Annotated in this window: 21 protein-coding genes and 1 pseudogene; 17 read left to right on the forward strand and 5 right to left on the reverse strand. The window is 69.5% G+C overall.

Features of this window, described 5'->3' with window-relative positions:
• The first annotated feature begins 2 nt into the window (after positions 1-2).
• The 3 genes from IE277_RS35985 to IE277_RS35995 are packed head-to-tail and all read left to right on the forward strand — an operon-like array spanning position 3 to position 2,499.
• Positions 3-1,262, forward strand: coding sequence for an NsdA family TPR-like regulatory protein (locus IE277_RS35985; RefSeq protein WP_189957959.1), 1,260 nt, complete (start codon positions 3-5; stop codon positions 1,260-1,262).
• Positions 1,259-1,774 carry an NUDIX domain-containing protein gene (locus IE277_RS35990; protein WP_189957960.1) on the forward strand — a complete coding sequence of 172 codons (516 nt, stop codon included), beginning with the start codon at positions 1,259-1,261 and terminating at the stop codon, positions 1,772-1,774. Before IE277_RS35985 ends, IE277_RS35990 begins: the two co-directional genes overlap by 4 nt.
• Positions 1,768-2,499, forward strand: coding sequence for a 2'-5' RNA ligase family protein (locus IE277_RS35995; protein WP_189957961.1), 732 nt, complete (start codon positions 1,768-1,770; stop codon positions 2,497-2,499). The genes IE277_RS35990 and IE277_RS35995 overlap by 7 nt, the downstream gene beginning before the upstream one ends.
• Positions 2,500-2,515: 16 nt before the next feature.
• Here IE277_RS35995 and IE277_RS36000 read toward each other — a convergent pair whose 3' ends face one another.
• Together IE277_RS36000 and IE277_RS36005 are read right to left on the reverse strand one after the other, a co-directional pair.
• Positions 2,516-3,547 (reverse strand): aldo/keto reductase, encoded by a 1,032-nt coding sequence (locus IE277_RS36000; RefSeq protein WP_189957962.1) that lies wholly within the window; start codon positions 3,545-3,547, stop codon positions 2,516-2,518.
• Entirely contained in the window at positions 3,544-4,014 is a 471-nt protein-coding gene (locus tag IE277_RS36005) for an ATP-binding protein (protein WP_229882216.1), read from the reverse strand. Before IE277_RS36005 ends, IE277_RS36000 begins: the two co-directional genes overlap by 4 nt.
• Before the next feature lie 687 nt (positions 4,015-4,701).
• On the opposite strand from IE277_RS36005, the pseudogene IE277_RS36010 reads away from it, so the two are divergent.
• The 14 genes and pseudogenes from IE277_RS36010 (at position 4,702) to IE277_RS36075 (ending at position 16,376) form a co-directional block, all read left to right on the forward strand.
• A pseudogene (locus IE277_RS36010) lies at positions 4,702-4,900 on the forward strand (DUF5999 family protein).
• A 221-nt stretch (positions 4,901-5,121) separates the two neighbouring features.
• Positions 5,122-5,562: a hypothetical protein gene (locus IE277_RS36015; protein WP_189957963.1), complete on the forward strand. Its 441-nt coding sequence runs from the start codon at positions 5,122-5,124 to the stop codon at positions 5,560-5,562.
• 88 nt (positions 5,563-5,650) lie between these two features.
• Positions 5,651-7,063, forward strand: a complete 1,413-nt coding sequence (locus IE277_RS36020) for an ATP-binding protein (protein ID WP_189957964.1) — start codon at positions 5,651-5,653, stop codon at positions 7,061-7,063.
• A gap of 32 nt (positions 7,064-7,095) precedes the next feature.
• On the forward strand, positions 7,096-7,554 hold the full coding sequence (locus tag IE277_RS36025) for a roadblock/LC7 domain-containing protein (protein ID WP_189957965.1): 459 nt from the start codon (positions 7,096-7,098) through the stop codon (positions 7,552-7,554).
• Between the two features lies 1 nt (position 7,555).
• The gene (locus IE277_RS36030; RefSeq protein ID WP_189957966.1) at positions 7,556-7,921 is read left to right on the forward strand and encodes a DUF742 domain-containing protein; all 366 of its coding nucleotides are present in this window, start codon (positions 7,556-7,558) and stop codon (positions 7,919-7,921) included.
• Positions 7,899-8,510: a GTP-binding protein gene (locus tag IE277_RS36035; RefSeq protein ID WP_189957967.1), complete on the forward strand. Its 612-nt coding sequence runs from the start codon at positions 7,899-7,901 to the stop codon at positions 8,508-8,510. Before IE277_RS36030 ends, IE277_RS36035 begins: the two co-directional genes overlap by 23 nt.
• The gene (locus tag IE277_RS36040; RefSeq protein WP_189957968.1) at positions 8,507-9,046 is read left to right on the forward strand and encodes a GAF domain-containing protein; all 540 of its coding nucleotides are present in this window, start codon (positions 8,507-8,509) and stop codon (positions 9,044-9,046) included. Before IE277_RS36035 ends, IE277_RS36040 begins: the two co-directional genes overlap by 4 nt.
• Positions 9,047-9,100: 54 nt before the next feature.
• Positions 9,101-10,348, forward strand: a complete 1,248-nt coding sequence (locus tag IE277_RS36045) for an acyl-CoA dehydrogenase family protein (RefSeq protein ID WP_229882217.1) — start codon at positions 9,101-9,103, stop codon at positions 10,346-10,348.
• A gap of 226 nt (positions 10,349-10,574) precedes the next feature.
• Complete coding sequence (locus tag IE277_RS36050) at positions 10,575-11,009, forward strand: hypothetical protein (protein WP_189957970.1); 435 nt, start codon at positions 10,575-10,577, stop codon at positions 11,007-11,009.
• Between the two features lie 58 nt (positions 11,010-11,067).
• A complete protein-coding gene (locus IE277_RS47945; RefSeq protein ID WP_229882218.1) occupies positions 11,068-12,468 on the forward strand; it encodes an HAD family hydrolase in 1,401 nt (466 codons plus the stop codon).
• A complete protein-coding gene (locus tag IE277_RS36060; RefSeq protein ID WP_189957971.1) occupies positions 12,465-13,373 on the forward strand; it encodes a helix-turn-helix domain-containing protein in 909 nt (302 codons plus the stop codon). The genes IE277_RS47945 and IE277_RS36060 overlap by 4 nt, the downstream gene beginning before the upstream one ends.
• Positions 13,370-14,254, forward strand: coding sequence for an SAM-dependent methyltransferase (locus tag IE277_RS36065; RefSeq protein WP_189957972.1), 885 nt, complete (start codon positions 13,370-13,372; stop codon positions 14,252-14,254). Before IE277_RS36060 ends, IE277_RS36065 begins: the two co-directional genes overlap by 4 nt.
• A gap of 34 nt (positions 14,255-14,288) precedes the next feature.
• Positions 14,289-14,834, forward strand: a complete 546-nt coding sequence (locus IE277_RS36070) for a hypothetical protein (RefSeq protein WP_189957973.1) — start codon at positions 14,289-14,291, stop codon at positions 14,832-14,834.
• 222 nt (positions 14,835-15,056) lie between these two features.
• Positions 15,057-16,376, forward strand: coding sequence for an NsdA family TPR-like regulatory protein (locus tag IE277_RS36075; RefSeq protein ID WP_229882219.1), 1,320 nt, complete (start codon positions 15,057-15,059; stop codon positions 16,374-16,376).
• Positions 16,377-16,428: 52 nt separating this feature from the next.
• Here the strand turns inward: IE277_RS36075 and IE277_RS36080 are convergent, their stop codons facing one another.
• The 3 genes from IE277_RS36080 to IE277_RS36090 form a co-directional block, all read right to left on the reverse strand.
• Complete coding sequence (locus IE277_RS36080) at positions 16,429-17,019, reverse strand: nitroreductase family protein (protein WP_189957974.1); 591 nt, start codon at positions 17,017-17,019, stop codon at positions 16,429-16,431.
• Entirely contained in the window at positions 17,016-18,296 is a 1,281-nt protein-coding gene (locus IE277_RS36085) for a cation:proton antiporter (protein ID WP_189957975.1), read from the reverse strand. The genes IE277_RS36080 and IE277_RS36085 overlap by 4 nt, the downstream gene beginning before the upstream one ends.
• A gap of 123 nt (positions 18,297-18,419) precedes the next feature.
• Positions 18,420-19,292, reverse strand: a complete 873-nt coding sequence (locus IE277_RS36090; RefSeq protein WP_229882220.1) for a dimethylarginine dimethylaminohydrolase family protein — start codon at positions 19,290-19,292, stop codon at positions 18,420-18,422.
• Positions 19,293-19,332 lie beyond the last annotated feature (40 nt).

A 19,332-nucleotide genomic window follows, 5' to 3' on the forward strand; every position in this document is an offset into this window, starting at 1 on the left:
TGATGCGCGGAACGGCTCGACGATTCCACCAGGTGGTCACTGGCCGCAACCTGGGCATCTACGAGACGTTCTGTCTCCACTACAAGCAAGCCGCCAAGGAAGTGGCACGGCTGGACAGCAACCCCGCTCTTGCCTCTGCATTCGTCTCCCGGTCTGCCTTCGACCGATGGATGATCGGAGACATCAAGGGCCTCCCCCGACGGCATACCTGCAGAGTGCTGGAACACCTTCTCGGCGAGCCGGCGGAGAAGCTGTTCGGCCCACCACTGCCATCCACCAGTCAGCGGAGCGATGCTCAGATCGCGTCCGCTGCCGAAAGCAGGCCCTCGGGGCCCGAGACCGAGTCTCCGCACCTCGCCGCCATGGCGTCCTTCCGGCTTGCAGACCGCCAGCTCGGGGGCGGTCACGTCTACAGGTCCGTAGTGCAATACCTCCACACCGCCGTCGCCCCCGGTCTCTTCGGCGCAGAGAACCAACCGGGCGGCGGCGAAGACGCGTTCCGTGCGGCAGCCGTGCTGACGGAGATGGCGGCATGGATGGCCCATGACGCAGGGCGGGACGATCGCGCCAGCGCACTGCGCCTGGGCCAGAGCCTGACGGACGTCTCTGTCTCGGCCAACGTCCTGGCCGGCATGAGCCACCTGGCCCTTCAGAACGGTCAGGCCAGCGAGGCAGCCGATCTGGCCCGTCAAGGCCTGAGCCGGATCGCCAGCGCAGCGCCGGTGCCGGTTCTTTCCTCCCGTCTTCACGCCATGGAAGCCCGCGCGCTCGCGCAGCTCGGCGAGGCGCCCGGGACGCAGCGCGCTCTTGAGAAGGCGCGTGAAACCCTGGCCCTCGCACGCGGGACGACGACTCCGGACTGGGTGGCTCCCTTCGATGACGCCGCCCTCGCAAGCGAGTCCGCGTTGGCGCTGCTGGACGCCAACGTGCTCAAGGGTGCCTCGGAGGAGGCCGAGAGGGCGCTAGCACTGCGCGACGCGAGCCGAGCACGAAGCCGGGCGTTCGGACAGGTCACACTGGCCCGGATTTTCCTGGCACAAGGACAGGTCGACGCAGCGTGCGCTGTAGCGGGTGACCTCCTGGACGCCTGCCAGCCGGTCGGCTCCCTTCGGCTCAGCGTCCAGCTCGACGGCCTGCAAGGGGATTTCGTGACGCACCGCGGCCACCCCGCTGTGCGTGAGCTGCTGTCGCGTATGACCGCTGTTGCCCAGCACCGTAGATTGCTGCTCGGCAGTCTCGCCCTCCCGGAAGGCCCGCAGTGACCGTTGCACCCAGGCCAGGCGAACCTGGCCGTGACGCGTACCTCGCCGAGGGCAACGCGAAGCAGGCCCGGAAGCGGGTGGCCGCCGACGCCCTGATCCGCGACAGGCAAGATCGCCTGCTTCTGGTGAACCCCACCTACAAGGAAGGATGGGACCTTCCCGGCGGGATGGCGGAGGAGAACGAACCGCCCGAGCACGCCGTACGTCGCGAGCTTGCGGAAGAGCTCGGCCTAGCCGTCGGTGATCTGCGCTTTCTTTGCGTGGACTGGGTGGCACCGCATGGTCCGTGGGACGATCTCCTGGGATTCGTGTTCGACGCTGGCGTCCTGGAACCGGAGCAGATCGCGCAGCTGTCACCACAGGACGAGGAGATCTCGGAGCATCGGTTTTTCGAGCGCGGCGAGGCACTGCGGCAGCTCCCCGAGCGACAGCGCGCTCGCACCGTCCAGGCGCTGCTAGCCCTGGATGACGGGTCCCCGCGCTACCTTCAGAACGGAGGTCCTCGATGCTGAGCGACCGCCACCCGCTGCGAGACGTTCTGACGAGGGACGACCGATCCTTCCCGCCTGCTCCTCCGAGTGACCTGGACGATCCTGTCCTGATCGTCGAACACGACTGGGCCGCCTTCGCCGCTCTGAACGCGATGACTGATCACTGGGACCGCCCAGGATGGACGCAGGGCCAACGGCACTTCTATTGGCTGATCACGGACTTCGGATCGCCGGTCCTGGAAGCCCATGCCGCCCAGTGCCAGCAGCAGATCGAGCATCTCGGCATGGACCTCGTGCCAACGGACGGGATGCACATCACCGTAGTGAAGGTCGGCTCCGCGGCGCAGATGCGACCGGACGTGTTGGACCGGCTCTGCCGTGAGGCGTGGCAGCTGCCTGTCGCGCCTTTCCCTCTCCTGGCCCATCCCGTGGCTGGCTCCCGAGGAGCCGTGCGCTTCACTCTGACCCCGTGGACGCCACTGGTAGCTCTCCACCTCACCCTGACGGACGTGAGCCGGCGCGTCGGAGTGCCGGGCGGAGCACCGTCCTCGGGTTACCGACCCCACCTCGGACTCGCGTACAACCCCTGCCGCCGCCCGGCCGCACCCGTGGTTAATGCCGTCAGCGAGCTACGAAAGCTACCGCCTGTTCCGTTGCAGGTGAGTGCGGTCGACCTGGTCGAGCTCCGGCGAGAAAGGTCCGCCTACCGCTGGGAGACGATCGTGACCGTGCCCCTGGCCGGCTGAACGGCCCGTTCCTCGATCACACGTTCACCCCGGCAACGGGGACGCCACCTGCTCGATCCTGCAGGCCGATCCGTATGCGAGTAAAAACTTCCTGAACCTCGGCGAGCTCCTCGTCCGACAACGGGCCGGCGAGACAGCTGAAGTACTGCTCCACCTGCCGTTCATCACCCACGCCCACGACCACAACAGCGTGCGAGGCCGCTTGGAGGGTGAAGCGCAGTGCCAGCCGCACCAAGGAGCTTGGTGCCCCTCCGAATCGGAGGGACAACTCCGCCAAGCCCCGGTCGATCACCATGGCGGCCGCATCCGCATCGGCGAGCGCCCGACCTTCCAGGGCGGCGAGCGCTCTGGCCGGACAACCGCCGACCAGCGCACCGTGGGCCAGGGGGGAGGCAACCACGAGGCCGACGCCGTGCCGCGCGGTGAAGGCACCAAGGTCCTCTCCGTCTTCCAGAATCGCGAGGGGGAGAAGCCCGCTGGCCTGCGTCCAGACCACGTCCGGCCTGATCCGGTCAAATAGTTCACGGAAACGCCGTATGTGCCGCGCGGAGTCGCGGGAATCGGGGCCGCGAAGACCGACGGCCCTGATCTGACGAAGGTCTCGCATCGCCTGCAGTTGCTCGATAACCGGATCGAGGTGCTGATCCCCCAATCCGAAGTCATAGGAATCAAGTGTGTAGACGGCCAGAGCGTCCAGGTAGAGATTCTCCAGCGTCTGTTCGAGCTGGTGCCGCAGTCGGCAGCCGGCGTACGGGTGCGATGCTGAACCGCGCACGTGCCCGACCTTGCCGGCGACCTGCACCGTGTGGCCCGGGAATTCCCGGAGCACCTTGCCGATCAACCTCTCCGCGTGCCCACTGCCGTAAAAGTCAGCGGTGTCGACAAGGTCGACGCCCGACTCCACAGCCCGCCGTAGCCCGTCAAGCAACCGCCCGTCGTTGATGCATCTGGAGGACGGACCCCAACGTGAGGTTCCGCTGCTGATGCCCAGTGGCCGGAAGACAAGGTCACCGCACAAGGAACGCGGGACAAGATCATGCGGAGTCATCGAGCAGCGCCGACCTCTCGGTGCAGGAAGACTGCGACAACACGCTTCCCGTGGTCCTCCGGCTGCACCTCCCACGCGCTGGACAGCACGTCAACCAGAAAGAGGCCCCTGCCGCCCTCGTCGAACTCATCGGCCAACTGCAGCGAGCCCGGGACGGCCTCGACGTCCGCGCCGCTGTCGCTGACTTGCACGGTCGCCCCCCAGACGTACAGATCAAGGGAGATGCCGATCGCGGCCTTGGCGTGTTGAACGGCGTTTCCTACAAGCTCATCAGCCACCAGGACAACATCATCCACCCAGCTCTGGCCGGCCTTTCCCGCAAGGACGTCACGGACCAAGCGCCGGGCAGCCTGCTGCGGGGCTGCGAGGCCGCTGATGTCACAGGCGACGTGCGTCAGCGGGGCACCGTCCAGGCCGCCATGACCGCACGCTGATTCGGTGGTGATGGGGTCGAGCACGGGGATCACCCTCGCCTCCTCGCTGCATTTCGAGACGCCCAGGGGCGCGGACTTACAAGTCCTGCTAACACCGTGGACCATTCGGCAGAGCCATTGGTAGCGAAAGAGATCCCCACTTCTTCCCACTTGCCCGAGCGACTCTCTCCCTTTCGAGGCGCACCTGGTCGGCCCGCGGTGCCACATGCGTACAGCGAGACGGTTCATCGTGGAGATTTTCGAGCTGCGACGCCTCAGTAGCGATCGTCATCCCGCAGAGACTCGGATACGTGAGAAGGGCGCGGCCGACTTGCCGAGAAGACCTCACGGCGCTCTGAACAGGAGAAACGAAGGGCCCTTCGTGTTCCCGCGAACGGCGGCGCCTCGCCTGAGCAGAGACCAGGACTTGTACCGCTACCCATGACTTCAGTCAAGCAATTTCGACGAAGTGGGGAGAAGTGGGAACCCCGGACAGCTTCCCGCCGTCGGGCGTCGCTCACGTGAACCACGACTGCCCCGACCGTCCCATTTCATCGCGAATATCCGTTCTTTGAAGGGGTGGCGCGGAGAAATTTCGGAATCTCTGGGGGCCCTGAAGTGGGGAGAAGTGGGGGCCGTTTTTGCTACCGAAACGCACCGCCGAAAGGCAACGTTATTCGCAGCCTCTACGCCTTCAGCCACTGCCCATGACCGCAGAGCCGTTTCTTCCGAGGACCCGCCATGTGTCAGCACCGACCCCACTGCCCCTCCGCAGAAGCCCAGGACCGCGATGCCGCCGTAGTGCTTGCTGCTCACCCGGCGCAGGGAAGGTCTGCTGTGCAACGGCGTCGTCCGCTTCGACACCGGCGAAATCCTCCCGGACGGACGCGTGATCAACCCCTTCCGGCTGGCCGGCTCCGCGGTTGGAGCCGGCGCATGAGTAGGGCGAGGCCCCGTGCGGCGTCAGTGTGCCCATCGGCGACCGGCCGCACCCGCTACGCCGACAAGCGCCCCGAAGACCGCGATGACATCGACGGATTCCCGTGGGAACAAGGAGACCTTGTGAGGGCCTCCGCAGACCCGGCCTCGGACACATCCCCTGCGGTATCCCCGGTACTGAGCACAATCGTGTCAGCTCCGCGTTCGTGGTGGTGGCCGCGCATGGCGGGCAAGCGGCCCGGCGTCGATATCGCAGCGGTCATCACCAAGGCTGAGCGCGACGTCTACCTCGTGCTTGGCGACGACCTGCCGCTTCCGTCGCGGCAAGCCGATGTCGACCAGCTCCTGACCCGGCTCGCCAGCCATGTTGAGGGCCTCGGCAGGGCGAGCGAGGCGGGCTCGATGTCCGGCACGAAAGTCGCTGCGGCGCGACGGTTGAGCAGTGTTCCCGGGCCCGCTGGCCTCATGGAATCGCGGATCCGGTTGGTGATGGCCGCAGAAGCCGTGCAGGAACTGCTGGCCAGGGTTCGTGCCGAATCCGCCTTCCCGTCCGCAGCAGCACAGCCGCGCAGGCGCCGCCACTGGCAGATGTTCGGCCGACGACTCCCCCTTCCACCCGCCCTAGCCTGCCGGGCCCGTGTTCTTGAGGAATCCCATGTCTGACCACCGCCGCCCCAATCAACTCCGGCGCCGCACCGCCCGCTCAGCACCGCTGAGCAGGAATTCGCTACGCGGGCTGGTCCTAGGTCCGATGCTGGCGACGGGTGTCTCGGCGGGCGGTGCCTGGGCAGTGCACAACGCGGCGTTCGCCCCCCTCGCCGTGGCCGTGCCCGTCGCTGGTGCCGCCTGGATCGGGTTCACCTGGTTCGGGGTTCGTCGCGCGGATGCCACATTCGAGGGCGCTGACGCGCACCTGGAGAGCCTGGTCACCGGCGTCGAGGAGCTGCGTGCCGCGATCAGCGGGGCACTGGAGCGGGTAGAGGGTGGAGCCCTCAGCAGTCCGTCGGCGGTCCCACCGGAGTTCATCGGGTCGCTCAGCGCCGACCCCGCGCTGGCCGTGGAGCAGCTGCTGTTCCACGCCCGTGCCGAGGTGGAACAGGCTATCGACCGTGCAGGGCAGCTCCATCAGCGAAGCGCGCTCGGCGAGCGCGCGCAGACAGATTTGTTGCGGACCATCGCCCAGCGGCAGAACGCGCTGGTGGGCCGAGCTCTGGCAGCCCTCGACAAGGCGGAGAACAGGGTTGAGGACCCTGACATCCTCAATGACTTCTTCGGCATCGACCATCTGGTGACCCAGCTGCGGCGGTTCACGGAGAACATCGCGGTACTGGGCGGGCAGAGTCTGGCTGGCCGTCCCCGTGATCCTCTGCCGGTGTCCACCGCGCTGCGCCAGGCCGTCGAGGAGATCGAACGGTACGACCGGGTGGGGGTCGGCCTGGCCCCGGACAGGCTGTCCTTCCCTGGACACGTGGGTCCCAGCGTGGTCCACCTGCTGGCCGAGTTGCTGGAGAACGCCACCCAGTTTTCCGATTCCCGGACGAAGGTGCAGCTGACCGCGACGGTGGAGCAAGGCGGCCTGGTGATTGCGGTCCGCGACCAGGGCATGTCCATGACTCCCGCGCTGGTGTGCCAGCTGAACGAGCAGTTGGCCGCGCCGCAGACCGTGGACGTCTATTCGCACCTGAAAGCGGGCCGCATCGGTTTGGTGGTCACCGGCCAGCTTGCCCAGCGCTGCGGCATCCGGGTCCAGTTGCAGGCGAACACCGACGGCCCCGGGGTGACCGCCTTCGCGCTCATCCCCAACGCGGTCCTCATGACCTCGCCCGTGGCCACGGTCCACAGCGTGCCCGCGTCGCCGGCAGAGCCAGTGCAATACCAGGTGCTCCCCGAGCTCTCGGTCCACCAAGGCCGTTCTGGCCTGTCCCAGCCTTCGGGCGCTGTGCACCCGATAGCGACGGAAGCACCTGCCGTGCGCCAACATGCCACCGAAGCCCCGACCGAGGGGCGAGCTCCCCTGCCCCGCCGCCCTGCCACGCCCGCCGCTGGCCAGACCTCTGCTCCACCCCAGTCTGCGCCGGCGAGCAAAGGCCCCACGCCCGGCCTCATGGCGCAGTACCGCGCGGGTGCCCACCACGCGGCGGGCCATCGCTCGGCCGGCGAGTGACGCCCCCTTTTCCCCTTCCCTGGAGAATTTTCATGTCACAGCACACCACCTCGTTGAGCGCCCTGGGTCAGATGCTGGCGGACTTCGTCGACCGCGTCCCCGGAGTCGCCGCGTCTGTCCTCGTCACGTCCGACGGCCTGGTCAACGAATACGCCGGGCTCTCGGAAACGGACGCGGACACGCTTGCTGCGGGAGTCAGCGGGCTCGCGTCCCTGTCGAGCGGAGTGTTCGTGGACGCGCCGGGCCAGGTGCAGCAGACCGCCATCGAACACGACTCCGGCACGCTGTTCATCATGCGGGCGGACGGCCCGAAGCAGGTCCCCAACATGGTCGGTGCGCTGCTGGCCGTGCTCACCAGCTCGACGGCCGACGTGGGCGTTGTCGGATACGAGATGCACCAGTGGATCGACAGGATGCGCGAGCACTTGCTCAACCCTGTCCGCAGCGCATCGCTCAACCCTGCCCCCAGCGCACCGCAGCTGGTCCAGTGACGTGGTCGGCCCCTATAGCGACGCTGTCATCGGGGCGGGAGGTGCACGGCTTCGCCCTTACGCGCTTACGGGCGGACGCACCCGCTCTGACTACCCGCTGCAGCTGGACACGCTGCTGGCTGCTCACCCCGTTCCCGCGGACATCGATCTCGGCCCGGAGGGCGAGCGGATCCGCCTGCTGTGCGCGACTCCCCAGCCCGTCGCCGAACTCGCGTTCCACCTGGGGCAGCCCGTTCAGGTGGCCAAGATCCTCGCCTCCGACCTGCTCCACGTCCAAGCCCTGGTCATCGCCGAACACCACGACGCCAGCCATCGTCCCGACCGAGAACTCCTGGAGGCTGTCCTTGTCGGCCTACACAACCTGTGAGGCTGCTCCCCCGCGCCTGCGGAAGATCAAGATTGTTATCGCCGGGGGCTTCGGCACGGGCAAGACGACCCTGGTCGGCGCAGTCAGCGAGGTCCGGCCGCTCCTCACGGAAGCGGCGATGACCCAGGCCAGCGAGGGCGTCGACGCCTTGGTGGGCGTGGAGTCCAAGAAGACAACCACCGTGGCCATGGACTTCGGGAGGATCACCCTCCACCCGGAAATCATTCTGATGCTGTTCGGCACTCCAGGGCAGGACCGCTTCAACAACATCTGGGACGACCTCTCCCGTGGCGCAGCCGGCGCGGTGGTGCTGGTCGACACCCGTCGCCTGGAAGACGCCTTCGACGCTGTGGCCTACTTCGAGGCACAGCAACTGCCCTTCCTCATCGCGGTGAACCAGTTCGACCGAGCTCCGCGCTACCTGCTGGACGAGGTCCGCGAAGCCCTGCGACTTGACGCCAGCGTTCCGGTCGTCGCGTGTGACGCCCGCGACCGCCGGTCCGTCCTCGAGGTCCTCAAAGACGTCGTTCGCCATGCCCTGTACCGCCTGCCCGCGTCCCCGCACACCGTCCTCGGAGCCCGCACATGATCCCTGCCCCCCGAACCCCTGCCGCTGAAGCCCGCTTTCAGCTGCTACAGCATCTCGGCCTGGACCGCATAGACCCGCAGCTGGATGAGCTGGCAACCGCGCTGGCGGCCGAGGCCGGCGCTCCGTACGCCATCGTCAACGCGTTCAACCCGGTCACCGGCCGACAGGAATTCGTCGGCCTCTCCGCCCACCCGGGCGGCGATCTTCCGCAGGTGGAGCGGTCGATGGCCCCCGACTGGGGGTACTGCCCCGAAGTTGCCCACCGCACCAAGGCCCTCGTCCTGCCGAATGTCTGTGCCAAGCCCCGCTTCGCGGTGAACCCAGTCGTAGACCAACTCGGCATCCGCACCTACGCCGGAGCTCCCCTCATCCACGACCCCGACGGAACCGGCGGCGACGTCTTCGGGACCGTGTGCTTCATCGGGCTCGAGGCGATGGACCAGTCCACCGGCCAGGCATCCCTCGCCCTGATCAAGCAGTACCGCGACCGCGTTCTGCAACTCGTCTACGACGGTGCCGGCATCCGTCTTTCGTAGTCACCGCTTCGCCGACGACACCCGACCCTGGGTGTCCCAATGGAGGGGAATCCCGTGTCCGAGTCGTTCCTGACCGAGAGCCACCGGCAGCTCCGTCACGAAGTACGCGCGTTCGCCGAGACCGTCGTCGCGCCACGCGTCGCGGACATGGAAGCCAGCCACCGCATCGAGCACGAGCTGGCAGGTCAGATCGCCCGGCGCGGCTGGGTCGGCGCCACGATCGGAACGGAGTACGGCGGGATGGCAGTCGGTCACCTCGCCAAGACCCTCATCATCGCGGAACTCTCCCGCATCAGCGCCTCGATGGGCGCGATGGTGCAGGCCTCCCAGCTCGGCACAGCCAAGATCATGCACTTCGGGACCGACGAGCAGAAGGCCACCTGGCTGCCCCGGATCGCCGCCGGAACGTGCCTGCCCACGATCGCGGTCACCGAGGAAGTCTCCGGCAGCCACGTACTCGGCATGCAGATGACCGCCGAACGTGACGGCGACGACTACCTCCTCAACGGCGCCAAGGTCTACGTCGGCAACTCCCACATCGGCCACCTTCACGGCGTCGTCGCCCGCACCGGCACCGGTTCCCGAGGGCTGACCGCCTTCCTCGTCGAATCCGGCAGGCCCGGCCTGACCGTCTCACCACACCAGGACACCCTCGGCCTGCACGGGTTCTCCTTCGGAGAGCTGATCTTCGACAACTGCCGCATTCCCGCCACCAACCGGCTCGGCGCCGAGGGCGACGGCAAAGACGTCGCCTACTCCTCGAGCATCCTGTACGGCCGCCCCAACCTCACGGCCGTGGCCCTCGGTCTACACGAGGCCATCTTGGAGACCACCACGGCGTTCTGCCGCGAGCGCATCCGCTACGGCAAGCCTCTGCACGCCCTGCCGACGGTCCAACGCAAGATCGGCCAGATCCAATCGCGGCTGATGACGGCCCGGCTCACCGCCTACCACGCGGCCAGCCTCCTTGATGGCGTTCTGCACAACGGCACCGAGTTGCGGGACGACCCCCCGTCCTGCGACGCCGAGCTGATGAACGCCAAGTTCGTCAATGTGGAGTTCCTCCTGGACTCCGCCCGCACTGCTATGGAAATCCACGCAGCCGCAGGCCTGCAGACCGACCGCCCCATGGAGCGCTATCTGCGCGACGCGCACCACATCTACGCGCCCGCCGGCACCTCCGACATCCAACTGCTGCGACTGGCCGAGACAGCCCTGGGCACCTCCAAGGGCCAGTACTCCCACCGCTTCGCCGGACCGGAGCACGCCACCCGCCACGCCACAACGGCCATTCCCGCCTAAACCGGGCGCCGAACGCGCAGGCCGCTCCACCTCCCCCTTCCTTGGAGATTCCCCCGATGCCCACGCACACCGCCACCCCCAGCTGTTCCGTCAGCCTGTTCAACGAGCGGGTCCAGGTCGACTGCCACAACACCGTACGGAGCTACTCCTGCGTACCGGCCGCTGTGGGAGTCGCCCCGTATGAGAAGACCTCCACGGTGTACTCCAAAGCCGCGAGGAGGCCGAGTTGAGCACCCGTCTGTCCCGCAGTGTGCGCCCGGACTCGGAGCTTGCGGACCTGCTGCTTCTGCACTGCGCAGGGATCCTGCCCGTCGGCCCCGGCTTCGAGGTCGTCCTCATCGACGAGGACTTGGCCCACCAGGCCGTCGCTCTGCTCGATCGGATGGAGCTGTCCGTCGACCCGGTCGGCGCGGTCAGCGCCGTCGAGGGCCGATGGGCGTTCTTCGTCCCCGAGGAATCGGACATCCCCGTGTGGCCGGCCCGCACCCAGTACTTCAGTTGTGGCACCACCCTCCCGCTCCCGCCAATCCCCGGCACCACCCCGGCGCTCATCAATTCCACGCGATGGATCCGCTGGCAGCCCTTCGGTCGCGTCATCACTGCCCCGCTGCTCCTCCAGCTCGCTGTGAACGCCGTAGCCCCGCGCGCCCTCGCGTCCTGAACCCCGGAGACCTCCCGTGAGACCCCTCGCTCTCCCACCCGCCGCGGCCCCGGCTGCCGTGAGCGCTCTTATTGCGCCCGGGAACCAGCTCTACGTCGCTCCCTTCGCGGACGAAGGTCCGTGCGACGTCACCGTGCTCTTCGACGACAGCGGCCACGTCGCGTACGCCGACGAGCAGCCCGAGGACCGCGACATCGACGGCGTCCTGTGGGAGCGGTGGGGCGGAACGCCATCCGGCCCCAGGCAGTGGGCCCTGCACCACCCGGCGCGGCAGCGTGAGGTCATGGACCAAAGGCCGCTGTGCGCCGTCTGCAGCGCTGAGCCGGACTGCAACGAGCACGGGGTGCTATGGCTGCTCAACGCGGACGCCGCCTTGCAGAAGTCGCTGACCTTCCCCCGGGATATCGTCACCGCGACGCCGGCCGTGTGCCTCAAGGACGCCCGCCGCGCCCTGCGCGCCTGCCACGTTCTGCAGCAGGGATTCATCGCGCTGCGCGTGCGCGAGGCCGAACTTGTCGGGGTCCGCGGCACCGTCTACTCGCCAACGAATCCGCCACAGGTCGACCAGGACGTGCGGTTCGACGACGACGCCATCCATCGCGTCATCGCCCGTCAGCTTCTGCGGGAGCTGCGCGGCGCCGTCCTTGACAAAGTCACCCTGGCCGACTGCACCTTGCGGCACCGCAGGAGCTCGGCGGAGCCGACGGCAGCCGCCGCGAGCGTGACAACGATGACACGCACTGGGCCTGCGACAAGCCCGCGTCCCGCACGGAAGATCGCGCTGTTCGATCTAGACGACACCCTCACCGACCACACGGCCGCGTTCGCCCGCTGGGCCGCCGAGTACTCCCGGAGCACGGGCATCCCTCTGCCCTGGCTCCTGGAGGCGGAGCAGCGGCACGCCGGGGCACGGCATCACTTCTTCGAAGAGATCAAAAGCGACTTCGGGATCCGTACGTCCATCGCCACCCTGCACGCCGAGTACCGGCGCCGGTCCGCCGATCTCGTTCCGCACCGCCCGGAGGTCTGCACCGCCCTGGAGGAGCTGGTGGACGATGGGTGGGCGCTGGGTGTGGTGACCAACGGATCGCCGGACGCGCAGCGCATCAAGCTCGACATGGCCCGGCTCACGCCGTACTTCGACTCCGTCGTCGTCTCCGGCGAGTACGGCGTACGCAAACCGGACCCGGCCTTGTTCCGTGTGGCGCTGGACGAACTCCATGCCGACGAAAGCACCTGGGCGGCCATGGTCGGTGACCGCCTGGACACGGACATCCAGGGAGGTGTGCGGGCGGGGCTGCACACCGTGTGGATCGCGGCGGGGCGCACTCACTGTCCCGAAGGCTCCGTGCCCACCCTTGCCGTGGACACCACCGTCGAGGCCTGCGACTGGCTGCGGTCCCAACCCCAGGTCCCCACCGCCCTCGTCCCGACAGGTCCCACGGCGGTACGCCCATGACCACCGGCAGACTCGTCTTCCCGCCGTGTGCACCGCAGTGCGCCATTCCCTCCCTGCCTCGCGTCCTGGTCGGCGCGCTGATGCGCCGCTACCGCACGCGCGCCGGGCTGAGCGACCAGCAGGCCGCGGACATCGTCAAGGCGTCGGCCAGCAGGATTCGCGCCCTGGAGCTGGCCCGGGCTCCGATGTCCGCCGCGATCGCGGGCGCCCTGCTGGGCGCCTACGGAGCACCCGACCGCGAGGTGCAGGAGGCACGTGCACTCCTGACACATCCGGGCCATCAGCACCATCTCGACGGTTTCGCCCCGTCCGGAGCATGGGTGGACGCGCTCCAGGCCAGCGCCCGGGCCGCCCTCGTCTACAGCGCCGGTCCCCTCCCGGCGTCCCTCCTGCCTCTGCCGGACCCACCGGCCTCCGCCAACCCTGGCCGGCGACAGGCGTCCTCCCATGGGTGCCGGACGCTACTGCTGCTGCACCAGAGCGTGCTGGACCGGATACCCGACGGACTGTCCCTGCTCGTCCGCTTGGCCGAGAAGGGGGCGATCACCATGCGTCTCGTACCGGAATCACTGGCTGAACCCGTCGCGCTGCTCACCGAGTACACGTGCACGGCATGGGGCTGGGACGGAAGCAACACCCAGCGGCTGCGCCGTCAGGTCTACGTCACTCACCATCCCCGCCAGGCGCAGAGCGGCGTAGACAACGGTCGGGCGGCGATAGGCCAGCGCCAGCTGCTGGAGGACGCCGTCCGCAGGGCGATGCCCTCCCAGTGGAGCCTGGCCCAGCTGCAACAAGCCGTTGTCCAGCAACAGTCATCCGCCGAGGCCGCCGGTAGCCGCGCCACCCGGCAGGCGGCCACGGTTCATGCCGCGACACAGGACTCCGGGGCAAGGAGGCCGGCATGAACCCCCGCGTACCCGCTGTCTCGGCGGCCCGGATCCACACTGCTCTCCTGGGCGGCGCCGTCTTCGCGGTGGACCGCAACGTGGCCGCCCAGGTAGCCAGAGCAGTCACCTGGTGGCCGCAGGCCGCTCGCACTCTGCATCAGCACGGACGACGCACGGCGGCCCACCTCGTCGCGCGAGGCTTCGACCAGATTCTCGACCTGGGCTGCGGCCTGCCCTCCCCCACTGGCCCGCAAGTCCACGAGATCGCCGCCGCTCGGCACCCGGGCCCGGCCGGCGCCCGCACGGTCTACGTCGACCGCGACCTCCACGCGCACGCTGCCCGCCGCATCGGGCTGGTCTGCCGGCCCGGCTCGGACAGCTCGGACGCGGTCCTCGCCGATATCACCGCAACCGAGGCGCTGCTGGCCCATCCCGCGGTTCAAGGGCTCGACTGGCGGCGCCCCATCGCTGTCCTCCTGCACGACGTACTGCCATGGCTGCCCAACGACGCGGCCAGCCACCTGATGGCCGTACTCCGGCACGGGCTCCCGCCCGGCAGCGTCATCTCCTCCACCCACCTCCTCTCCACGCCTCACCCCTACGCCACCGCCCCGCTGGTACTGCACCACCGGAAGGCGGGGATCGGGCTGTGGCCCCGGCACATGCCGGACGTCACCGCACTGACCGGCACGTGGCCCACCTACATCCACTCCGGCCCCGGGCGGCTGCCGGTGTGCGCGCTCCTCACCCGCGCTCCCGGCCCCGGCCGATTCACACGTCCTGCCTTCTGGTCCGCCCCCACCACCAGCGGCAGCGCACGCCACCCCAGTCAGACCTCGTCTCATCGTTCTTCGCCCGCCGCCGACGCAGTGAAGGTGACCCATGGCATCGCCTGCTGACACAACACCGCAAACAGCTGACCGCCCCTTCGTCTTGCCGACCATCACAACGAAGGCGAAGCGTGCCGACGAGGTACGCGTCCTGCGCCCGTCCGTCTCCTATCTGCCGGCACGGCCCAGCGCCTTGCACACGAGCAGCAGACCGCCTCTGCACACCGCCGGAGGATTTCTACGCGAGGAGGCGAACACCGCCCAGTTGCTCGCCCTGCGTGAGGCATTCCTCAACCGCGCCGTGCAGCGCCTCGCTGCAACTGGTACACCCGTGCGGGTCGGCCGGTACACCCTGGTCAAGCCGGGCCAGGATCCCGCCGGCCGACTGGCCGAGACCCAAGCCGTGGTCCACCGCCTCAGCTGGCAGGCCCCCATCACGACGTACGACAGCACCGGCATGGCCGACCCCGCGATCCGCCCGCAGATGGCCCGGCTGTACGCGGCGATCTGCCGCGGCGAGATCCACGGCATCGTCGCGGTGTCCCGGGTCGATATCAGCACCTTTCCATGTGTCTATGCCGACACCCTCACCGCAATCCAGGCGCGCGGAGGCTTCCTCGCCCTGGTCCGGAATGAGATCGCCATCTGACACCGCCCTCGGGGGCTCCTCATGGACACGACCGGCTCCGTGCCTCGGCCCGCGGATAGCTCCACCGACCCGCCTACCGGCGAGACGGCCGGCGACATGGATCGGGCGGGCGCGTCCTGCAGCGCCCTGGTAGCCCCGCGACACCGCACGAAGGTCTTCGTCCAACCGGTCCGAGACCGGCATGCGTGAGCTGACGGTGACCCAGATCCCGGGGGCAGGCGCATGAGCGGGTCGGCGTCGGTGCGCGGCGCCTCGCAGAGGAACAGGGACCTCGAGCGGATCGTGCTGGATGGGCTCAAGTGGTCGATGTCGGGTTTCGCCAAGAGGATCCGCGAGCATTGCGCGGCCACCGGCCATCCCCGGTCCGTAAGCACAAGCACGGTGTCGCGTTGGTTCGCGGGGGCGCAGCCGGGTCCGGAACTGGCGGCTGCGGCGTGCTACGTCCTGACCCGGGCGTGCAAGCGTCAGGTGACCCCTGAGAGCCTGGGATGGTCGTCCGAGGACACGGATGTCGCCGAGCAGGCGCTCCAATACGGCGACCTGAGACACGCTGTGCGGATGCTGCGGCGGCTTTGGCAGATGGACGCCGTGCCCAGGAGTGCGGCGGTGCGGAGGATGCCGTTCGCCTCGACGCCCTCTGCGGTCGAGGCGCTGGTCATGCTTCCCGACACGGAGATCACCGGGCGCGGACAGCGGCGGGTGACTGTGGCGGACATCGAGCTCTTGGACGCGCATACCGACCTGTACGGCAGGACGGACGCCCGGCACGGAGGGGGGCAGTTCCGCTCCGTGTTCGCCGCCTTCCTCGCCGCCCACGCCGTTCCGCTGCTCGAAGGGGGTTTCAACGCCGGGCGTGCCCGGCTGCTGTACGGCAGCGTCGCCGACGCGGTGCTCGCGCTGGCGAGCATGGCTTACGACGACCAGCTGCCGGGCCTGGCTCAACGCTACGACCTGCAGGCGATGCGGCTGGCGCAGGCGATCGGGGATCGCGGCCGGCTGGCACGCGGATGCATTCACCAGGCCCGGCTGGCGGCGGTACGGGGCGACGGCCGGGAGGTGCTGACCCATGCCCGCAGCGCGGTGGTCGCGGCGACTGGCGCACCGGCGCTCGTGCGGGCCTACGTTGCGGTGACGGAGGCGAGGGCGTGGGCCTACAACGGTGACGGCGCGCGGTGCCGGGCGGCGGTGGAGCGGGCGCGTGCCGCGTTCGACCGGGCCGGGCGTGGGTCGGACCCGAGGTGGCTGGCGTGGCTGGACCGCCCGGAGCTGGAAGGGCAGGCCGCGTGGGCGCTGGCGATGGCCGGGCTGGCCGAGGAGGGTACGGAGGCTTTGAAGGTGGCGATGGGGCTGCCGCCGGAGCGTACGCGCGACAGTGTGGAGCTGTTGATCACCGGTGCGGAACTGGCGCGGCTGCGTGGTGACCGGGCGGAGTGGGAGGAGTCGCTGGCGAAGGCGAAGACGGCTGCTCAGCACCTCAAGAGTCGGCGCTTGGCGCGGCGCCTGGCCGACGCCGCCGAGGGGGGCCCGCTCCACGCCTTCTGACCTGATCGGCCCGACCCGGGAGTGAACTGGTCGGGCCGATCACGGAGCGGGGTCAGAGGGCGGTGTCGCCGAGCCAGCTGAGCTTGGACCGGACGTCGGCAGCGGCACGCGACCGGGGTGCCTCGCCGGGGACGGGGGTGCCGACGTTCAGGTAGCCGAGCAGTTGCTCTGCGTCGCCGACGCCGAGGTGCTTGCGGACCTGCGGCGCATCCGGGTAGGGCCCGCCGTACCAGACACCGCCCCAGCCGCGGGCGTCGAGGAGCAGCAGCAGGGTGGTGGCCATCGCGGACGTCGCGGCCAGTTGCTCCCAGCGCGGGATGGCCGGAAGGTCGCGGGGCTGGAAGACGAGGGCGAGCATCAGCGGGGCACGCAGGTGTTTGGCGGCGGTCCTCTTGGCCAGGTCGGCGGTGGGCGCGGCCTCGGCCGCAGCTTCGCCGAGCCGGACGCGGGCGTTGCCGCAGATCGCGATCAGACGCCAGGGGCGCAGCTGGCCGTGGTCGGGTGCGGTGGCCGCGGCTGCCAGTAGGTCGAGGAGTTCGTCTGGGCCAGGAGCTGGCGCGGTGAGGCGGACGGTACTGCGCCGGGAGCGTATCGCCGTCTCGGCGTCGCCCGCGGCGGCCCGTGCGGCAGGGACGGTGGTCATCGGGTCGCTCCCGGTGTGTTGGGCAGCGCGGTGACCGGCACCCCGGCGGGGGACGGGGCATTGAGGTCGGGGGCGTTGCGGGTGAGGCGGTCGAGCAGGGGCGCGGTGGCGGCGGTGGTCACGACGGCCATGACGACCATGATCGTGAACAGGTTTGCGGAGATGACTCCGAGCTGGAGGCCGATGCCGAGGACGACGATCTCGGTGATCCCGCGGCAGTTCATCAGGGTGCCCAGCAATGCGGACCACCGCCAGTCGCAGCCGGCGAGCCTGGCTGCTCCGGCGGCGCCGACCCACTTGCCCATCACGGCGACGGCCAGGACGAGTGCGGCCCACCCCCATTGGCCGGCGGGGAGGGCGGCGAGGTCGGTGTGCAGACCGGTGTCGACGAAGAAGAGCGGCAGCAGCACCGGGACGACCACCGCCTGGAGGCGAGCAGCGCTGCGTTCGACGGTCGGCACCCCGCGCGGCACGGTCGCGCCGACCAGGAACGCGCCGATCGCGGGGTGGACGCCGATCCGGTCGGTGGCGCACGCGGCCAGGAGCAGCTCGGTGACCAGCAGCACCGTCACCAGGTCGTCGGAGGTGCGGGCGGCGCGCTCCAGCGTCCGCTTCACGACGGGGCGCGCCGCGGCTAACGCGGCGGTGAGGGCGGCGGTCAGGGCAAGGGCGGTGAGCGCATCCATCGGGGAGCCGGCCGTGGCCAGGGAGGTGACCGCTATAAGCAGGCACCAGGCGAGGGCGTCGTCGGTGGCCGCGCACGCGAGCGCGAAGGTGCCCAGGCGGGTGGTAGCCAGGCCCCGGTCGGTGAGGATCCGCGCGAGGACAGGGAAGGCGGTGATGGACAGAGCGGTGCCGGCGAACAGCACGAACGGCAGTTGCTCCACGCCGGGAGGCGCGAGGGCCGGGTACATCGCGAGCGCGAGGGCGGCGCCGAGCGCGAGGGGCAGCAGGATGCTGCCAGCGGCTACGGAGGCGACGGCGCGGCGGGTGGCGCGCAAGGCGCCCAGGTCGAGATTGAGGCCGATTAGGAAGAGGAAGACGAGCAGGGCGAGGTTGCCGAGCACGGAGGTGTAGGGCAGGACGGCGGGCGGCAGCAGGAAGTGCTGGACGCCGGGGGCGAGCCAGCCGAGGAGGGAGGGGCCGAGGAGGATGCCGACGGCCATCTCGCCGATGACGGGCGGCTGGCCGAGGCGGCGGGCGGCCCAGCCGCCGGCCTGGCAGGCCAGCACCACGGCGGGAACGGCGACGAGGACGAGTGAGAGAGGACTGGACAACGCAGGGATCCTCCGGGGGCGGCGGCGAGGGGGCCGGCGGTGCGTGAGCGGCCCGGCAGCCCGGAGTGGGCGAGCCCGAGTGGGCGAGTCGGGAGCGGGCAGCTTCGAGAAGGCGAGCGGAGGTCAGGTGCGCAGCAGGGGCAGGGTGGTGCAGCGCAGGGAGCCGGGGATGCGGGTGACCTCGCAGTAGTCGACGGTTAGGACCTCGAGTCCGCGGGCGGCCAGGGCGGCGGCGATGCGGTCGCTTCCGGCGGCGACCACGATCGTGGCGGGGGCGATGGCCAGGACGTTGACCTGGACCGCGAGGGCTTCGGTGTCGGTGACCGGGAGGATGTCGTCGAAGTGGGCGTCGAACCAGCGGTTCTGGTCGGCGGTGAACACCTCGCGGTGGATGAGGGCGGTGCTCGGCGCGACCACGGCGAGGTGGTCGTCGAGGTGCACGATCCCCTTGACCGCGAAGTGCACGGGGATGACCTCGCGGTCGACGCGGTGCCGGACGAGGGCCTCCTGGAGGGCTGCCGCACCGTCGGGGCTGGTCTCCTCGCTCAGGCCGACGAGGACGCGTCCTGTGTCGGGGAGCAGGACGTCACCGCCCTCGATCGTGCCGCGCTCCAGGTCGACGGGCCGCAGTCCGAGCGCGGGGTCGGTGAGGGCGTCGGTCTCGGGAAGGCGGTGCGCTGAGTTCAGGCGAGCCCGGACCAGGATGTGGTCGACGACGAAGGCGATGTCGCGGGGGTAGTGCTGGGCGGAGCAGCCCGGCGCCGCGGGGAGCAGGACTACCTCGGTGGCGCGATCGCGCAACAGGCCGATCAGCTGGTCCTGTTGCGCGCGGACGGCGGCGGGATCGTAGAAGGTCCAGGTGCTGGTGGCTTGCTGGCGGGCGAGGACGGGGTGAACGCCGGGGCCGGTCAGGGGGCGGGTGAAGTCGCCAGCGTGACGCATGGCGACGCGGCGCAGGGTTCCGTACTCGGTGGCGACATGGGTGGCGGTGGGCACGGGTCCTCCGGGGCGGTCGGTGCGGGCGCTGGTGGTGCGG

The sequence above is a fragment of the Streptomyces alanosinicus genome, assembly GCF_014650595.1.
Lineage (GTDB): Bacteria > Actinomycetota > Actinomycetes > Streptomycetales > Streptomycetaceae > Streptomyces > Streptomyces alanosinicus.